At 65.2% G+C, this 16,351-nt stretch carries 13 protein-coding genes; 9 read left to right on the forward strand and 4 right to left on the reverse strand.

Annotated elements, in window-relative coordinates:
* Positions 1 to 2,624, reverse strand: a 2,624-nt coding sequence (locus ACNJ7E_RS00205; protein ID WP_418338707.1) for an amino acid adenylation domain-containing protein, incomplete at its 3' end; no start/stop codon positions are given.
* A 252-nt stretch (positions 2,625 to 2,876) separates the two neighbouring features.
* Between ACNJ7E_RS00205 and ACNJ7E_RS00210 the strand changes: the two genes are divergently transcribed.
* Together ACNJ7E_RS00210 and ACNJ7E_RS00215 are read left to right on the forward strand one after the other, a co-directional pair.
* Positions 2,877 to 3,839 (forward strand): NAD(P)-dependent alcohol dehydrogenase, encoded by a 963-nt coding sequence (locus ACNJ7E_RS00210; RefSeq protein WP_317568781.1) that lies wholly within the window; start codon positions 2,877 to 2,879, stop codon positions 3,837 to 3,839.
* An 84-nt stretch (positions 3,840 to 3,923) separates the two neighbouring features.
* The gene (locus ACNJ7E_RS00215) at positions 3,924 to 4,301 is read left to right on the forward strand and encodes an ANTAR domain-containing protein (protein ID WP_280784335.1); all 378 of its coding nucleotides are present in this window, start codon (positions 3,924 to 3,926) and stop codon (positions 4,299 to 4,301) included.
* Between the two features lie 87 nt (positions 4,302 to 4,388).
* Here ACNJ7E_RS00215 and ACNJ7E_RS00220 read toward each other — a convergent pair whose 3' ends face one another.
* Positions 4,389 to 4,994 (reverse strand): TetR/AcrR family transcriptional regulator, encoded by a 606-nt coding sequence (locus tag ACNJ7E_RS00220; protein WP_280784336.1) that lies wholly within the window; start codon positions 4,992 to 4,994, stop codon positions 4,389 to 4,391.
* Between the two features lie 458 nt (positions 4,995 to 5,452).
* Here ACNJ7E_RS00220 and ACNJ7E_RS00225 point away from each other — a divergent pair, with 458 nt between their 5' ends.
* The 3 genes from ACNJ7E_RS00225 to ACNJ7E_RS00235 all read left to right on the forward strand — a co-directional run bounded on the left by ACNJ7E_RS00225 (position 5,453) and on the right by ACNJ7E_RS00235 (position 8,374).
* Positions 5,453 to 5,905 (forward strand): SDR family oxidoreductase, encoded by a 453-nt coding sequence (locus ACNJ7E_RS00225; protein ID WP_418338708.1) that lies wholly within the window; start codon positions 5,453 to 5,455, stop codon positions 5,903 to 5,905.
* A 358-nt stretch (positions 5,906 to 6,263) separates the two neighbouring features.
* Positions 6,264 to 7,214: a metal-dependent hydrolase gene (locus ACNJ7E_RS00230; protein WP_418338710.1), complete on the forward strand. Its 951-nt coding sequence runs from the start codon at positions 6,264 to 6,266 to the stop codon at positions 7,212 to 7,214.
* The gene (locus ACNJ7E_RS00235) at positions 7,214 to 8,374 is read left to right on the forward strand and encodes a hypothetical protein (protein ID WP_009472927.1); all 1,161 of its coding nucleotides are present in this window, start codon (positions 7,214 to 7,216) and stop codon (positions 8,372 to 8,374) included. Before ACNJ7E_RS00230 ends, ACNJ7E_RS00235 begins: the two co-directional genes overlap by 1 nt.
* 90 nt (positions 8,375 to 8,464) lie before the next feature.
* On the opposite strand, the gene ACNJ7E_RS00240 is transcribed toward ACNJ7E_RS00235, so the two are convergent.
* Positions 8,465 to 9,922: a catalase gene (locus ACNJ7E_RS00240; RefSeq protein ID WP_280784338.1), complete on the reverse strand. Its 1,458-nt coding sequence runs from the start codon at positions 9,920 to 9,922 to the stop codon at positions 8,465 to 8,467.
* A gap of 113 nt (positions 9,923 to 10,035) precedes the next feature.
* Entirely contained in the window at positions 10,036 to 11,691 is a 1,656-nt protein-coding gene (locus ACNJ7E_RS00245) for a sigma-54-dependent Fis family transcriptional regulator (protein WP_418338711.1), read from the reverse strand.
* Positions 11,692 to 12,042: 351 nt separating this feature from the next.
* Between ACNJ7E_RS00245 and ACNJ7E_RS00250 the strand changes: the two genes are divergently transcribed.
* The 4 genes from ACNJ7E_RS00250 to mimD all read left to right on the forward strand — a co-directional run bounded on the left by ACNJ7E_RS00250 (position 12,043) and on the right by mimD (position 16,301).
* On the forward strand, positions 12,043 to 13,677 hold the full coding sequence (locus ACNJ7E_RS00250; RefSeq protein ID WP_009472931.1) for a ferritin family protein: 1,635 nt from the start codon (positions 12,043 to 12,045) through the stop codon (positions 13,675 to 13,677).
* Between the two features lie 84 nt (positions 13,678 to 13,761).
* The gene (locus ACNJ7E_RS00255; RefSeq protein ID WP_009472932.1) at positions 13,762 to 14,805 is read left to right on the forward strand and encodes a 2Fe-2S iron-sulfur cluster-binding protein; all 1,044 of its coding nucleotides are present in this window, start codon (positions 13,762 to 13,764) and stop codon (positions 14,803 to 14,805) included.
* Positions 14,806 to 14,856: 51 nt separating this feature from the next.
* Entirely contained in the window at positions 14,857 to 15,963 is a 1,107-nt protein-coding gene (locus ACNJ7E_RS00260) for an aromatic/alkene monooxygenase hydroxylase subunit beta (RefSeq protein WP_009472933.1), read from the forward strand.
* Positions 15,960 to 16,301 carry a propane 2-monooxygenase effector subunit MimD gene (gene mimD, locus ACNJ7E_RS00265; RefSeq protein WP_009472934.1) on the forward strand — a complete coding sequence of 114 codons (342 nt, stop codon included), beginning with the start codon at positions 15,960 to 15,962 and terminating at the stop codon, positions 16,299 to 16,301. Before ACNJ7E_RS00260 ends, mimD begins: the two co-directional genes overlap by 4 nt.
* Positions 16,302 to 16,351 lie beyond the last annotated feature (50 nt).

A 16,351-nucleotide genomic window follows, 5' to 3' on the forward strand; every position in this document is an offset into this window, starting at 1 on the left:
TCGATTTCGCCGAGTTCGACGCGGAAACCACGAATCTTCACCTGAAAATCCGAGCGACCCACATACTCGAGCACCGGCCCACCCTCCGAACGCCGCCACCGCACCACATCCCCCGTCCGATACATCCGATCCCCCGGCCCACCGAACGGATCCGCAACGAACCGCCCCGCCGTCAACCCCGACCGGTTCCGATACCCCCGCGCCAGCGCCGGACCCGACAAATACAACTCCCCCGCCGCCCCGAACGGCACCGGCCGCAACCGCCCATCCAACACCAACTCACCGAACCCACGAACCGGACCACCCACCGTCACCGACTCCCCCACCACCAAACCACCACTGACATTCGACATGATCGTCGCCTCCGTCGGCCCATACGCATTGAACATCCGCCGACCCGCAGCCCACCGCGCAACCAACTCCGGCGGGCACGCCTCACCCGCCACCACCAAAGCACCCAACGCCCCCAACCCCACCGGATCAACCGACGACAACGCCGTCGGCGTCAACACCGCATGCGTCACCGACTCCCCCACCAGAATCCGCGCCAACTCCTCCCCACCGTAAACCGTCGGCGGAACCACCACCAACCGCGCACCCAACCCCAACGCCCACACCAACTCGAACACCGACGCATCGAAACTCGGTGACGCACAATGCAACACCCGAGCACCCGCACACACCCCGAAACCCGAACGCTGCGCAGCCACCACATTCGCCAACCCCCGATGCGTCACCACCACACCCTTCGGCACACCCGTCGACCCCGACGTATAAATCACATACGCCGCCTGCCCCACCCGCACCCGCGCACCCCGATCCACATCCGTCACCACCCCCGCCGACACCGACGACAACCGCGACACAACCGCCACATCATCGAGCACCACCCACCGCACCGAACCCGGCAACCGATCCCGCACCTTCGAGACCGTCACCCCCACCACCACACCCGAATCCGTCAGCATGTGCTCCACACGCCCCACCGGATACTGCGGATCCACCGGCAAAAACGCCGCCCCCGTCTTCGCCACCGCCCACACCGACAACACCGACTCGACTGACCGCGCCACCGCCACAGCCACCACCGACTCCGCACCCACCCCCGCCCCCAACAACACCCGCGCCAACCGATTCGACGCCTCATCCAACTCCCGATACGTCAACCGACGATCCCCACACACCACCGCCACCGCACCCGGATCCGCAACCACCGACGCCGCCAACAACTCCGGCAACGACACCTCCGACACCGACACCCCACCCACCACCGGAGTCAAGCACTCCAACTCCGCCACACCGATCACGGCGAGCGGTGTGCCGGGGTCGGCGGCGAGCAGTTCGTCGATCAATTCGACGACGCCGGCGTGATGCGACCGCAGGTCGTCGTCGCGGTAGCGGTACGGGTTGGCCTCGAACTCGACGATCGTCGACGCCGGCGTGCCACTCCGGTACACGTTCACGGACAGGTCCGGGACAGGACCGGTGGTGAGGATCCGGAAGTCACCGGTCAGCGACCCGAAGGTGAGATCCTGATCGAAGAGCATCACGTTGATCATCGGTCCCGAGATCCTGCGGGCCTCGGCGGACACACCCAGCTCACGCAGAATGTCCTCGACGTTGCCGCGCTGGTGCCGCATTGCCCCCATCAGTTCGTGCTGGACCCGGGTCACGAGGTCGCCGACGGTGTCGTCGGATCGGACCTGCACCCGCAATGGCGCAACGTTGGCGAGCATGCCGCCGGAGCGGCGCAGTACAGCGGTGGTGCGCGCGGACAGCGGAATGTCCACGAGCACGTCCTGCCGTCCCGTCCGCCGCGAGAGGTAGCAGGCGAAGGCGGCGATCAACGCGGCTGCTGCCGTCGCGCCCGGCCGGCCGTCGGTGTCCTCGAGCCGTGCGACGGTATCGGCGGACAGCGCCGCGCGCACGGTCAGGCTGTGGGCGGCGGGTGGAGCCTCGATGTCGGTCAGGGAGGCGCCGTTCGTGCGTGTGTGGAGACGTTCGGCCCAGTAGTCGCGGTCGGACGAGAACCGGTGGGACGCCCGGTAGTCGCCTTCGAGGCGGTGCAGGGTGTGCAGGTCGGCTGCACGGTTCGGTTCGAGCTCGAGACCGTGGACCGCCGCGGTGTACAGGGCGGCGACACGGTTGACCATCGTCATCGCCCCGTATCCGTCGAGGGCGACGTGGTGGATCCTGCTGTACCACAGGTGCCGCTCGTCACCGACCCGCAACAGTGACGATTCGCACAGATAGTCGTGCTCGAAATCGACTCGTGCCGTGTAGTTCTCCTGCATCCACGCCTCCGCGGCGGCCATCGGGTCGGATGCACTGCGGAAGTCGACGATTCCCATGGCCGCGTCGGCAGGCGGATCGACCACCTGATGCGGCTCACCATCGACGTCGACCAGGCGCAGGAACACCGACTCGTATTCGTGGCCGGCAACGAGCGCTACCTCACGGAACAGATCGACGTCCAGCTGCCCGTGGATGTCGACGTACTGCGCGATGCAGATCGGGACGTCCGGGTCGAGTTGCTGCGCAAACCACAGCCCGTGCTGCGCCGCGGACAGCGGGAACGGATCGGATCGATGCTCTCGGTAGTTCGCTCGCGCAGCGTGTTCCATCAAATCACCAACCGGGGTGCTTGCGCCGCTGGATCGACGGCGGGACGCTCGGTCCTTGTGGGCAGGGGCAGCCGGATATACCGACGCCACTACGGTCCCGCGGATCGCCTTGCGCGAAAACACACCCTAGGTGTGTGGTGTGGGCACCCTGCACCGCCGGCACAACCCCACGACGAGGATGCCGGAGAACTATGCTTGGCCGTGAGCGTGTTCGAGGCGCGATGACCTGGAGCGCCGCCGAGGAGGTCCGCGATGAAGGCGATCATCCACACTCGGTTCGGCGGACCCGAAGTACTCGAACTCGCGCAGGTCCCGAAGCCGACACCCAAGGACGGCGAAGTCCTGGTGAAAGTCCACGCGACAACGGTGACAACAGCCGAATGCAAGATGCGCCGCGGCGAGCCGCTCTGGGGCCGGTTCATCCTCGGGCTGCGACGGCCACGAAGGAAGCTGCGGACCCTGGGCCTCGAGCTTGCCGGAGAGATCGAGGCCGTCGGCAAGGACGTGCACCGGTTCCAGCCTGGCGATCAGGTATTCGGGTTCACCGGTTTCGATATCGGCGCCTACGCCGAGTACAAGTGCCTACCGGAAACCGCCTCGCTCGCACTCAAGCCGGTCGACAAGACCTACGAAGAGGCCGCCGCCGCCGTCGACGGGGCCACCACCGCGCTGTTCTTCCTTCGGGACAAGGCTAAGGTGCGAACCGGACAGAAGGTTCTCGTCAACGGCGCCTCCGGCAGCGTCGGCACCTACGCAGTGCAACTCGCCAAGTCGTTCGGCGCGGAGGTCACCGGAGTGTGCGGTCCGCACAACACGGAGTTGGTGAAGTCCCTGGGCGCCGACAAGGTCATCGATTACACCACCGAGGATTTCACCGACAACGCCGAGGAATACGACGTCGTCTTCGACGCCGTCGGCAGGAATTCGTTCGCTCGGTGCAAGGGCTCGCTCACCGAGCACGGGTGCTACGTTCCCACATCCGGGCTGAACAACAACCTGCTGCAACTCTGGACCTCGATCCGAGGCGGAAGGAAAGTCGTCACCGGTATGTCCATCCGCAAGAACGACGCATTGGCGTACATCAAGCAGCTCATCGAAGCGGGCAAACTGCGGATCGTCATCGACCGCAGCTATCCCCTGGAACGCATCGTCGAGGCGCATCGGTATGTCGACACCGGACACAAGAGTGGCAACGTCGTCATCACCGTGGCCTAGACGCGCCCACATGACCCCACTCGGGTACGCGCGTTTACGAGATCGCGACCTGGGGGAATCTCGTACACAAAAGGACGGTGCCAGATGTTGAAATCCGAGAACCCGAACCCCGTGCGGCCCACCCGAAGCTTCCTCGACCGGCGCCGCGGGCCCTCCGACCGTGAACTGTTGACCACCGCGAAGGCGGTGCTGATCACCAGCCGGGGCTACAGCGATGCGCAGGCGTTCGACGAACTGCTCGACGTGGCGCGACGGCACCACCTGTCCGTGCAGGGTGCCGCCCGGTGCCTGATCGACCTCACCAGCAACACCCGGCACCTCACCAGTCGCCGACCGGGCACGTTCCCCGAGTGGGAAGGACTCCGCGGACAGCCTCCTTCGGGGCCCCACCGGCCTTCGCAGCGCATGGCCAGCCTGCACGGGCGACACCATCCCCACCTCGCGACGCAGATACGCCCGTGACCAGCGCGGCCCGTCGGCTGTCGGCGCGCCGGAGTCGCCGGCAGCGGCAGCGCACCCATATTCCTGCGGCAGATCGCCGCCCGGTCTCTAGGCTGGATTGTGTGGGACGGCGACCGTTGACCCCACCCACCGTCGCAGGTACGCACGCAGTTCGTCCTGGCTCCGCGGCGGGTTTCCGGGCGAGATGAAGAACGACTGCATCGTCCGCAGCTGATATTCGACGAGCTCACGCAGGGCGGGCTCGTCGTAGCCGTGCCGCTCCCAGTCGACGTCGAAGCGTCTGATCATCGTCATTCCGAAGGTGAGGGCTTCGTCGGACGTGATCCCCTCGGTGTGGGAATGAGAACCGGACAGCATGATGCCGAGCTGCGGAATGCGGGGCGCTTCGTTGAGTGTGTAGATCACGGCCTCGACCACAGCTTCAGCGGGGTCTTCGATACCCACGAGGTGTTCTGTGAGGCGGTCGAGGAATCCGGCGACGGCGGCGATGGCTGCGGCTCGTAGGAGGGCGTCGGTGCTGGGAAAGTATCGGTACACCGTCTGACGGATGACGCCAAGGGATTCCGCAACGTCGGCGATGCTGATCGCCGTATCTTTCCGATTGATGAGTGCGACTGCGGCGGTGACGATTCGCCGGGACGCTTCCTCGTCACTTCCAGGCGGACTACCACCCCACCCACGCCTGCCAGCCACTGTCTTTCCCTACCTCTCACAACGCGCCGCTGGGCCCGAACGGCATGCAAGGGCTGTCGGCGCACCGCCCCACCGGACTCAGAGGTTACCGCGAACGCTTGGCCCTCCACCCCGAAGCCCTATTTCGCGGACGCTCTCCAGGGATTCGCCGAATTCCGGGTGCGCGATGTTGAGCCGGACCACCACCGCTTCCACCGGCGTGGACTACGGGCCCGGGGTTGTCGCTGATGGTCCGGGACCCCGAGAACGACGCCCGAGCTGCAGCTCGACGCCACTCGAGCTCGTGCCGATGAAGTCCCGGAAACTCGCGCGGGCCTTCCTCTCGCGGTCCTACCCTGGTACGCGAGAGACGGAAGGCGGATGAGTGCTGCTGCTGCAGAACCGCACCACGATCGTCCACGGGCAGTGGCGCCATCGGCTCCGCGGTCGCGCGGGCGTACGCGCGGGAAGGCGCTGAGGTGCACCTCACCGGACGCACGCGCGCCACGCTCGAGGATGTCGCCCACCGCATCAGGGACGAGGGCGGGATTGCGCACGTTGCTGTTCTCGATGCGGTGGACCCGGACGCGGTTGAACGGCATGCCGCGGCGGTGGCGGACCAGAGCGGCGGCATCGACGTCTGCTTCAACGCCACCTTCAACGACGACATCCAAGGCACGCCGCTCGTCGACATGCGGGTCGGCGACGTCATGCAGCCAGTCGCCAAGGCGGTCACGACGAGCTTCACCGTGGCCACGGCCGCTGCGCGCCACATGGTGGGACGCGGCACCGGCGTCATCCTCGTCATGGCCGGCGGACGGGAGGCTATCCCGAACCTCGGTGGCTCCCACGTCGCGTGGGCCGCACTCGCCGGACTGTGCCGACAGCGAACGCGGCTGTCTTCGCCGCGTCCGACTGGGCCACGACGATGACCGCGTCCGAGATCAACCTCACCGGCGGCGCTGTCGTCGACTGACCCGGGCCTGGAGGCGGGACGAACGCCCTCCTCCTTCCGGGTTCGGTGGCAACCGAACTGTGAGTACCGACAGCGCCAGGTCTCCGGAACAGGCGCGGGACCGCATCGCGATCGGTGACCGGCACCCCATCGTTGATGGAGCCGCGACCGAGGCTCGTTGGCATGCGCAAAACCGAATTGTTCAGATCGGTAACCCGTTGCTTGGGAAACTTAATCATACAAACCCATCGATGTGTGTATGTTGTTAAACGCTCGGGTCTCTACCTGCCCAGAGGCTGCAGCCCACTCATGTCGCACGAGACGAGGTATCCCACATGACCGACCTGCACCCCAGAAAGATGGATTTCGCGTTCGACGAACAGGACGTCCCGTTCCTCTGGAACCCCGACAACCCGGCCTGGTCGAACATGTCGAATGCGATCTCGTTCCTGGCCGTCGGCTTCGAGAAGATGATCGTCAAGGCGATCATGCAGGCAAAACCACGGATGACCGACCCCGAGGTCGCAGAAGAGGCCATGGCGTTCATGCGTCAGGAGGGTCACCACTCGACCGCGCATCGCCAGCACGTCAAAGCCCTGATCAAGCGATACCCGGGGCTCCAGAACACCCTGGACGCCGTGATCGGCGAGTACGACCTCCTCTCCGAGGCGACGACCCTGAACTACCGACTCGCCTACACCGCGGATCTGGAGGCAACCTTCACGCCGGTGTTCAAACTGATGCTCGACAACGACGCGACCCTCTTCCGACCGGGAGACGACCGCGTCGCGTCCCTGTTCATCTGGCATTTCGTCGAAGAGGTCGAACACCGGAGTTCCGCGATGATCATCTTCAATTCCCTTGTCGGGGAAGAGCTGTACCGGATGCGGATGGCGCCGTCGATCTTCGCACATGTGATGAAGGTGATGCGGATCGCCTGCGCCGGCTTCAATCAGCACGTGCCGATCAGGGAGCGGAAGGTCGATTCGATGTCGATGTTCGCCACGCACCGCACGAAGCAGAAACTGCTCACGTCGTTCGCGCCCTACCTGAGCAAAGGCGTCATGCCGCGTGCGTTCGACGACCTCCCGCGCGGTGAACAGCTCACCGCACTGGCCGGCATCGTCCGTAGTCAGATGCCGAAACACGACCCCACCCACGAAAAGCTGCCCGCGCTCGCAGACGAGTGGTTCGCCCGATACGACGCAGGCTACGACTGCACCCGGTGGTACACCGCGGACTCACGCGAACGCCGGACCGATCCCGTCCCGGCGGTGGTCAACTGATGGCCGACCTCTGCTCACCCACCTTCGACCAACTCTCGGCAGCGCTCGGCTTCTCGTGCGCCGAGGCCGGCGGGCTCGTCGAGGTCCGTAGCCCGTCGGCGCTGGAGAACTGGACCCTGCCGGTTCTCGAGCTCACCATCGTGGTCGGGTCGGTGCTCGCGCTCGTATTCGCGATCCTGCGCTGGCGCCGCAACGGCGATCCGACCAACCTGGTGCTCTGGTTCGGCGCCACGGCGTACCTGTTCGTCATCGAGCCACCGCTGTACTTCCCGGCGGCCTTCGGGATCGAAGAGCACGTGGACACGATGTTCGCGCACAACGTGTTCACCGTGGACTTCCTGTGGGGCCGGTTGCCGCTGTACATCATCGCGATCTATCCGCTGATGGCCACGCTTGCCTTCGAGCTCGTCCGGATGCTCGGCGTCTTCCGGAAGTACGGCGCACTCGTCGGCGCAATCTGCGTCGGCTTCGTGCACCACGCGTTCTACGAGATCTTCGACCACCTCGGACCGCAGCTGAGGTGGTGGGAATGGTCGACCACCAACCCGGTCAACCAGCCCATGTTCGACTCGGTCCCACTGCCGAGCGTGGTGGTGTTCGCGGCCCTGTGGCCCATGTCGCTGGCCCTGTGCGTTCAGTTCTTCGTGGGCCGCTACGCCGACCGGGGCCGGGACTTCACCGGACTCGAACTGGTGTGGCGCACGATCGTGATCGGTCTCCTGGCGTCGGCGGGCACGTTCATCCTCCCAATCCCGGCGACGGTCCTCGGAATGGAGAGCACCACGGTCCGGGGAATTCTCTACGCGGCCGAACTGATCGTCATCGTGCTCGTCGCGATCCCGATCCTGGTCCGGCAGTGGTCGCGGCTTCGACGGGGGACGTCCGACGTTCCGATCTATTCGAACGATTTCGTCCGTGTCTACAGTGTGGTGTACCTCGGCGTGATGGGCATTCTGTGGGTGACCGCGTTGCCCAGCTACTTCGGCGCCGTCGACGGCGTCACGAGCAACGGCGATCCCATCGGAAATCTCTGGTACACCATCGCCTGCTTCGCGATTGCGATTCTGTGCGTCGCCGCCACCTTCACGGTGCCGCGGGGCCCCGCTGACGGACGCGGCCCGGTCTCCGGTGAGGGTGCGGTGCCGAACGCGGTCCGATAGGCGCGACGACGGGAGCGACTGCTCGGCCGGTGCGACCCCCGCCCGTGATCCGCGGTGATACGCGCAGATCACGGGCTGGGATGTCGCGAACTACAAGGCGCCGAGCGCTTCACAGGCCTTTCGCACGCCTTCGCCGTAGGCGGGGTCTGCTTGGGTGCAGTTGGCGATGTGGCGCTCGATGACGGCGGCCGACGCTCCGGTGATGGCACGGGCGGTGTTCTCGAACAGCACAGTCTGCTGCTCGGCGCTCATACTGCGGAAGAGGTTCCCGGGCTGTTCGAAGTAGTTGTCGTCGTCTGCTCGGTAGTCGAACCGGTCGGCGACCACACCGACTTCGAGTGGCGGTTCGGCGTAGCTGCGCTGGTCCGCGAATCGGCCGTGGGAGTTGGGTTCGATGCTCGGGACGCTGCCCTGGTTCCCGTCGACGCGCATGGCACCGTCACGGTGGAACGAATTGACGTGGGTTGCGCCCCTGGGGCTGTTGACCGGGATCTGGTGGTGGTTGACGCCGAGCCGGTAGCGGGCGGCGTCGCCGTAGGAGAACAGCCGGCCCTGCAGCATGCGGTCCGGTGAGAATCCGATGCCGGGGACGACGTTCGCCGGGGAGAAGGCGGCCTGCTCGACGTCGGCGTGGTAGTTCTCCGGGTTCCGGTCGAGTTCGAGTTCCCCGACCTCGATGAGGGGGTAGTCCTTCTTGGACCACACCTTGGTGAGGTCGAACGGATGGTAGCGGTAGGTCTGGGCGTCGGCTTCCGGCATGATCTGCACGAAAAGGGTCCACTTCGGGTAGTTGCCGTCCTCGATCGCGTCGAAGAGGTCGCGTTGCGCCGACTCGCGGTCGCCGGCGACGACGGCGGCGGCTTCTTCGTCGGTGAGGTTCTTGATGCCCTGCTGGGTGCGGAAGTGGAATTTCACCCAGGAGCGCTCTCCGGCGTCGTTGACGAACGAGAAGGTGTGTGACCCGAATCCGTGCATGTGCCGGTAGCCGTCGGGGATACCGCGGTCGGACATCACGATGGTGATCTGGTGCAGCGCCTCCGGGAGGTTGGTCCAGAAGTCCCAGTTGTTCTCCGCCGAGCGGAGGTTGGTCTTCGGATCGCGCTTGACCGCGTGGTTGAGGTCGGGGAACTTGAGGGGGTCGCGGAAGAAGAAGACGGGGGTGTTGTTGCCGACGACGTCCCAGTTGCCTTGCTCGGTGTAGAAGCGGACGGCGAATCCGCGGATGTCGCGTTCGGCGTCGGCGGCGCCGCGCTCGCCGGCGACCGTGGAGAAACGCAGGAATACTGCGGTCTGCTTGCCGATCTCCGAGAATACGGCGGCGTTGGTGTGTGCGGTGATGTCGTGGGTGACGCGGAAGGTGCCGAACGCGGCCGAACCTTTGGCGTGCATGCGGCGTTCGGGGATGACTTCGCGGTCGAAGTGCGCGAGTTTCTCGAGAAGCCAGACGTCTTGCAGGAGCATCGGACCGCGTGCGCCGGCGGTGAGGCTGTTCTGGTTGTCGGGTACCGGCGCACCGGCGACTGTGGTGAGTCCGTTCGGGTTGGTCATCGATTTCTCCTGTCTGACACCCGAGTCTGGGCGGGTGAATGTGGTTCGGCGAGAGCATCCCTCGCAGGAGAGCGCAGCGATGTCTCAATCTGACATTCCCGCGGTACGGTCGGTCAGAGCACGATGCCGAATTCGCGGATCTTGCGGTAGATCGTCGCTCGGGACATGCCGATGGCGGTGGCGGCGGCCGTCTTGTCGCCGGCATGAAGCGCGAGCGCGTCCACGATCGCGTCCCGCTCGAGCGCCTGCATCCTGGTCAACGTTCGGCGTGTGGTGGAACGGCATGCGGGAGGCAGCGTGTCGATTTCGACGACACCGGCCCGTTGCCGCCGGTAAGTGTCCTCGAGAACCTTCTTCAGCTGGGTGACGTTTCCGCGCCACGCCAGACGCGCGAGCTGATTCGAGGCGGCCGGAGCCAGGGTGAGGCCGGTGGCCCCCAGGGTGTCGAGCAGGCTGCGCACAAGATCGGGAATGTCGTCCAGGTGGTGCCGCAGGGGTGGCACCGTGACCGACTTGGGGAACATGCGCAGCAATGGAGTGGTGTCGGTCGAGTCCTGGGGATACCGGGCGAGCACCACCCACGGTCTGCGAGGTGGCTCCTGCGCCTGGGGGCCCTGCAGTAGGTCCGCGAGTGCGGCGAGATGAGCGTCGCCCAGGGCGTGTGCGTGCAGTATTGCCAGGTCGGATCCGCTGTCGAGTTCGTCGGAGACCTCGGTGAGGAGGTCGTCGCCGAGTGCGGTGGCGTCGAGTACGGCGAGTCCGCGGTCCGGTACGAGTTGGTGCGCCGCTCGGATCAGGGCGGTCTTGCCGACGCCGGGTTCTCCGTCGAGGACGAGCCAGTCCTGTCGTCGGCAGGCGTCGACGACCGCCTGGACCGTGTGCCGCCAGAGCGGGCTGGCACCGGCGATCGCGGGCGGGGTGGGAACATTCGCCTTCGGAGTGGAAAGACGCCGCGAAGCAACCTGTTTCGTGATCCGAACAACACCTCCGGCCAGCCGGCTACCGGTGAATGCCGGCTCGTAACTCAGGCGTGCGACCGTTCCGCTGGGCAGGTCGGTGAGGATCGTGACCGGTGCCGTTTCGCCGCCGATGTCTCGGGTGCGTTCGAGGATCGCCATCTGGTCTGGTGAGTCGAATTGTTGCCGGGTCAGCGAGTTCATCATCACGACCTCGTCACCGACAGCGACGACGGGTCGGCTGGAGCGCCGGCATGCGGACCGGTACGCACTGAAGATCGCCCTGTCCAGTTCGGTTGCGTCGTCGAGCATGCGCTCGCGAAGGCGGGCTGCGGCAAGTGTGGCGAAAGACAGCAGCAGGGTGTTGGAATTCTGCGCGGCGGTGGTCAGGTCCACGACACCGAGGATCGCTCCGGTCATGGGGTGCGTCACCGGCGCTCCCGCGCAGGAGAAAGACCGCAGCGGACCACTGAAGTGCTGGTCTCCGTCCACGAGGAGAGGTCGGCCGACCTCGAGTGCGGTACCGATTCCATTGGTGCCGACCTGGGTCTCCGCGTAGCGAAAGCCCGGGGCGAGGTCGACTCGGTCGAGTGCGGTGAACAAGGCGCTGTCGCCACCGGTGCGGGAGAGCACGATGCCGTTCGCATCGGTGAGAATCAGTGATACCGGCTCGTTTTCGATGGCGGTGGTCAAGTCGGGCAGCACGGATCGGGCGACGCGCTCGAGCACCGTATCGGTGGCCGCGCGCTCGACGTACGCGGCGGCGGGCCGGTCGTCGTCGCCCAACGCCTGCCGAGATCGCGACCAGGACACCCGGAGCCAATTACTCAGACGAAGGTAATCCGATCCCGCAGGCGAACTCGAGGCCGGAGCCCCCTCGGAGTCCGAGTCCGAGTCCGAGTCCGAGTTCGACTTCGGCGTCGTGCGGTGGTGTGACGTGCTGGTGGGCTGTGGGGTCACTCGCTCGGGTCTCCTGGGTCGACTGATCGAGGGCTGCATGGTCTGCCGCGGCGCGGGGCAAGTGTAGGCAGCCACCACCCACCCGAAGGTGACCTGCGTCTCACACTGAGACGGATGAGAGCTGGGTCACGGGGTTCAATCAACTTCCACAACGTCCCCCCCCACAGCCGGCACCCGGCCGGCTCACGATCCAGGAGGCGCACATTGAGTAGGCAAAGCCTGACAAAGGCCCACGCGAAAATCACCGAACTGTCATGGGATCCGACATTCGCAACCCCGGCCACCCGGTTCGGCACCGACTACACCTTCGAGAAGGCTCCGAAGAAGGATCCTCTCAAGCAGATCATGCGGTCCTACTTCCCGATGGAGGAAGAGAAGGACAACCGCGTGTACGGCGCCATGGACGGTGCCATCCGCGGCAACATGTTCCGGCAGGTGCAGCAGCGGTGGCTCGAGTGGCAGAAGCTGTTCCTGTCGATCATTCCGTTCCCGGAGATCTCGGCCGCCCGAGCGATGCCGATGGCCATCGACGCCGTCCCCAACCCGGAAATCCACAACGGGCTGGCGGTGCAGATGATCGACGAGGTTCGTCACTCGACGATCCAGATGAACCTCAAGAAGCTGTACATGAACAACTACATCGATCCCGCCGGGTTCGACATCACCGAGAAGGCGTTCTCGAACAACTACGCGGGCACCATCGGCCGGCAGTTCGGCGAAGGGTTCATCACCGGTGACGCAATCACTGCCGCGAACATCTACCTGACCGTGGTCGCCGAGACCGCGTTCACCAACACCCTGTTCGTCGCGATGCCCGACGAGGCCGCCGCCAACGGTGACTACCTGCTGCCGACGGTGTTCCACTCGGTGCAATCCGACGAGTCCCGGCACATCTCCAACGGCTATTCGATCCTGCTGATGGCGCTCGCCGACGAGCGCAACCGGCCGCTGCTCGAACGGGATCTGCGGTACGCATGGTGGAACAACCACTGTGTCGTCGACGCCGCGATCGGCACCTTCATCGAGTACGGCACGAAGGACCGCCGCAAGGACCGCGAAAGTTACGCCGAGATGTGGCGGCGGTGGATCTACGACGACTACTACCGCAGCTACCTCATCCCGCTCGAGAAGTACGGCCTGACGATCCCGCACGACCTGGTCGAGGAGTCGTGGAAACGGATCACCGAGAAGGGCTACGTCCACGAGGTGGCCCGGTTCTTCGCCACCGGCTGGCCGGTGAACTACTGGCGGATCGACACGATGACCGACAAGGACTTCGAATGGTTCGAGCACAAGTACCCCGGCTGGTACTCGAAGTACGGCAAGTGGTGGGAGGAGTACAACCGCCTCGCCTACCCCGGCCGTAACAAGCCGATCGCGTTCGAGGAGGTCGGGTACCAGTACCCGCACCGGTGCTGGACCTGCATGGTGCCGGCCCTGATCCGCGAGGACATGGTCGTGGAGAAGGTCGACGACCAGTGGCGGACCTACTGCTCGGAGACTTGCTACTGGACCGACGCGGTCGCGTTCCGCAGCGAGTACGAGGGCCGGGATACCCCGAACATGGGGCGTCTCACCGGATTCCGGGAGTGGGAGACCCTCCATCACGGCAAGGATCTCGCTGACATCGTGCAGGACCTCGGTTACGTGCGCGACGACGGTAAGACCCTCATCGGTCAGCCGCACCTCCATCTGGACGACCCGAAGAAGATGTGGACTCTGGACGACGTACGAGGCAACACCTTCCAGAGTCCGAACGTGCTGCTGAACCAGATGTCCGAAGCCGAACGCAACGCGCACATCGCCGCGTACCGCGCCGGCGGCACAGTTCCGGCCTGATTCAAGGCCCGGTGGGTGGCGCCGCGGCCACTCCGGCGCCACCCACCGCTTCACCATTCACTTCACGAGCCCAGGAGAACCCCCGTGGCCGACAAGCACGTAATCAACTTCGAGCCCGTCGACATCGAGATGGAAGTCGGCGAAGACGAGTACATCCTCGATGCCGCATTCCGACAAGGCATCCACCTGATGCACGGCTGCCGTGAGGGACGCTGCTCGGCCTGCAAATCCTTTGTCCTCGACGGCGACATCCAGATGGAGAACTACTCGACATTTGCGTGCAACGACGCCGAGGTCGACGAGGGGCACGTGCTGCTGTGTCGCTCAACCGCATACAGCGACTGCACGATCGAACTGCTCAATTTCGACGAGGACGAACTTCTGGGCGGTGTCCCCATCCAAGATGTGCGCACCCAGGTGACCGGGATCGAGTCGATGACCAAGGACATCGTGTCGCTGCGACTGGCGCCCGTCGAACCCGCTGGGTACGAATTCAAACCTGGTCAATACTCCGACCTGCACATCCCGGGAACCGACGAGCATCGGTCCTTCTCCATGGCGACAACCCAATCGACGCCGGGGCACGTCGAATTCCTCATCAAGAAGTACCCCGGCGGCAAGTTCGCCGGCCTGCTCGAGGACGGGATATCGGTAGGTGACGAGATCGCCCTGACCGGTCCGTACGGGTCGTTCACCATCAAGGAAGGCCACGTTCTGCCAATGGTCTTCATCGGCGGCGGCGCGGGGATGGCTCCGCTGCTGTCGTTGCTGCGGCACATGAGCGAGACGGGCAACACCCGGCAGGTGCACTTCTACTACGGTGCCCGCACCCCGCAGGACCTGTTCTACCTCGACGAGATCCTCGAACTCGGACAGGGACTGAAGGATTTCAGTTTCGTGGCCTGCCTGTCCGAATCGATGGACCCACCGCCGGTGGGTGCGATCACCGTCGAGGACGGCAATGTCACCGACGTCGTCAGCTGCAGCGAACCCGAGCTCGGGCGGGCCGAGGTGTACCTGTGCGGGCCGCCGCCGATGGTCGACGCCGCCCTGGAACTGCTCGAGGCGAAGGGCACCCCGCACGACCAGATCTTCTACGACAAGTTCACCAGCCCCGCCTTCGAGTAGACGTCCCTCGGAAACCACCTTCCTGCTTCACCGACAGAACTGAGAAACGAGATGACCGCAACCTCCGAGTCCAAGCAACGCAGCTTTCCGAAGATCGAGTTCACCGACTCCGAAGCCGGTGCGCTGGAGTTCCCCAGCTCCCGCAGCCGCTCGTTCAGCTACTACACACCGGCCAAGAAGCGGTCGACGATGTACGAGGACGTGACCGTCGACGTGCAGCCCGACCCCGACCGTCACCTCTCGCAGGGCTGGATCTACGGCTTCGGTGACGGACCCGGCGGTTACCCACAGGAGTGGACGGCCGCGAAGTCGTCGAATTGGCACGCCTTCCTCGACCCGAACGAGGAGTGGGACCAGACCATCTTCCGCAACAACTCCAAGGTGGTCCATCAGGTCGAGTTGTGCCTGTCCAACGCCAAGCGTGCCCGAGTTTACGACGCCTGGAACACCCCGTGGCTGACGTTCATCTCCCGCAACCTGGGGGCCTGGATGCACGCCGAGAACGGGTTGGCGCTGCACGTGTTCACCTCGATCCAGCGGTCCTGCCCGACGAACATGATCAACACCGCCGTCGCGGTGAACGCCGCCCACAAGATGCGCTTCGCCCAGGACTTGGCCCTGTTCAACCTCGACCTGTCCGAGGCCACCGAGGACTTCGACGGTCTCGCCCACAAGGAGGTCTGGCAGTCCGCACCCGAGTGGCAGCCCACCCGCGAGGTCGTCGAGCGGCTCACCGCGGTTCCGGACTGGTGTGAGCTGCTGTTCGCCTCGAACATCGTCTTCGAGCAGCTGGTCGGCACCCTGTTCCGCAGCGAATTGGTCATGCAGATCGCCGCCGGTAACGGTGACTACATCACCCCCACCATCGTCGGCACCGGCGAACACGACTACGACCGCGACCTCGCCTACACCCGCAACCTGTTCCGGTTGCTCACCCGAGACCCCGAGCACGGGGAGACGAACAAGGAGCTGTTCGGCACCTGGCTCTCGATCTGGGTGCCACGGTGCCTCGACGCCGCCCGGGCACTGCAGCCGATCTGGTCACAGCCGGCCGACAAGGCGATCACCTTCGCCACCAGTTTCGACGCCGCCACCGACAAGTTCCGTTCCCTGCTCGAGGACCTCGGGCTCGACATCCCCAAGGAGTTGGACAAGTGAGCATGCAATTCGGATCGTCCACCGAGTTCTCCAACATGTGTGGCGTGACCTTGATGAACACCCCCATCGGCCGTGTCGTCGCGGAAGTGATGGGCGCCAAGGACGGTGTCGAGCTGACCGAGTACCCGTCGATGATCCGCGTCGACGGCCAGAAGCTGCTCGACTTCGACTACGAGGAACTCACCGACGCCCTCGGCCAGGAATTCGACGGCTCCATCTTCGAGGAGATCAGCTCCACCCACTACGGGCGCATGGTCCACCTCGACGAGAAGACCCTGCTGTTCGCCAGCCCCGAGGACGCCGCCGAGTACATCGGATTCGACCTCACAGCGCAGTAGATCGCAGCTGTCCGGGGCCACACAGGGTGGCCCCGGACACCCCCAGCCCA

This window comes from Rhodococcus mengyinensis (genome assembly GCF_048381435.1).
Lineage (GTDB): Bacteria > Actinomycetota > Actinomycetes > Mycobacteriales > Mycobacteriaceae > Rhodococcus_F > Rhodococcus_F opacus_D.

What these genes read in the sequence shown, in the direction of transcription:
- ACNJ7E_RS00210 (WP_317568781.1), top strand. Translation starts at nt 2,877, where the DNA reads ATGAAGGCGATCATCCACACTCGGTTCGGCGGACCCGAAGTACTCGAA.
- ACNJ7E_RS00215 (WP_280784335.1), top strand. Translation starts at nt 3,924, where the DNA reads ATGTTGAAATCCGAGAACCCGAACCCCGTGCGGCCCACCCGAAGCTTC.
- ACNJ7E_RS00230 (WP_418338710.1), top strand. Translation starts at nt 6,264, where the DNA reads ATGACCGACCTGCACCCCAGAAAGATGGATTTCGCGTTCGACGAACAG.
- ACNJ7E_RS00235 (WP_009472927.1), top strand. Translation starts at nt 7,214, where the DNA reads ATGGCCGACCTCTGCTCACCCACCTTCGACCAACTCTCGGCAGCGCTC.
- ACNJ7E_RS00240 (WP_280784338.1), bottom strand. Translation starts at nt 9,922, where the DNA reads ATGACCAACCCGAACGGACTCACCACAGTCGCCGGTGCGCCGGTACCC.
- ACNJ7E_RS00260 (WP_009472933.1), top strand. Translation starts at nt 14,857, where the DNA reads ATGACCGCAACCTCCGAGTCCAAGCAACGCAGCTTTCCGAAGATCGAG.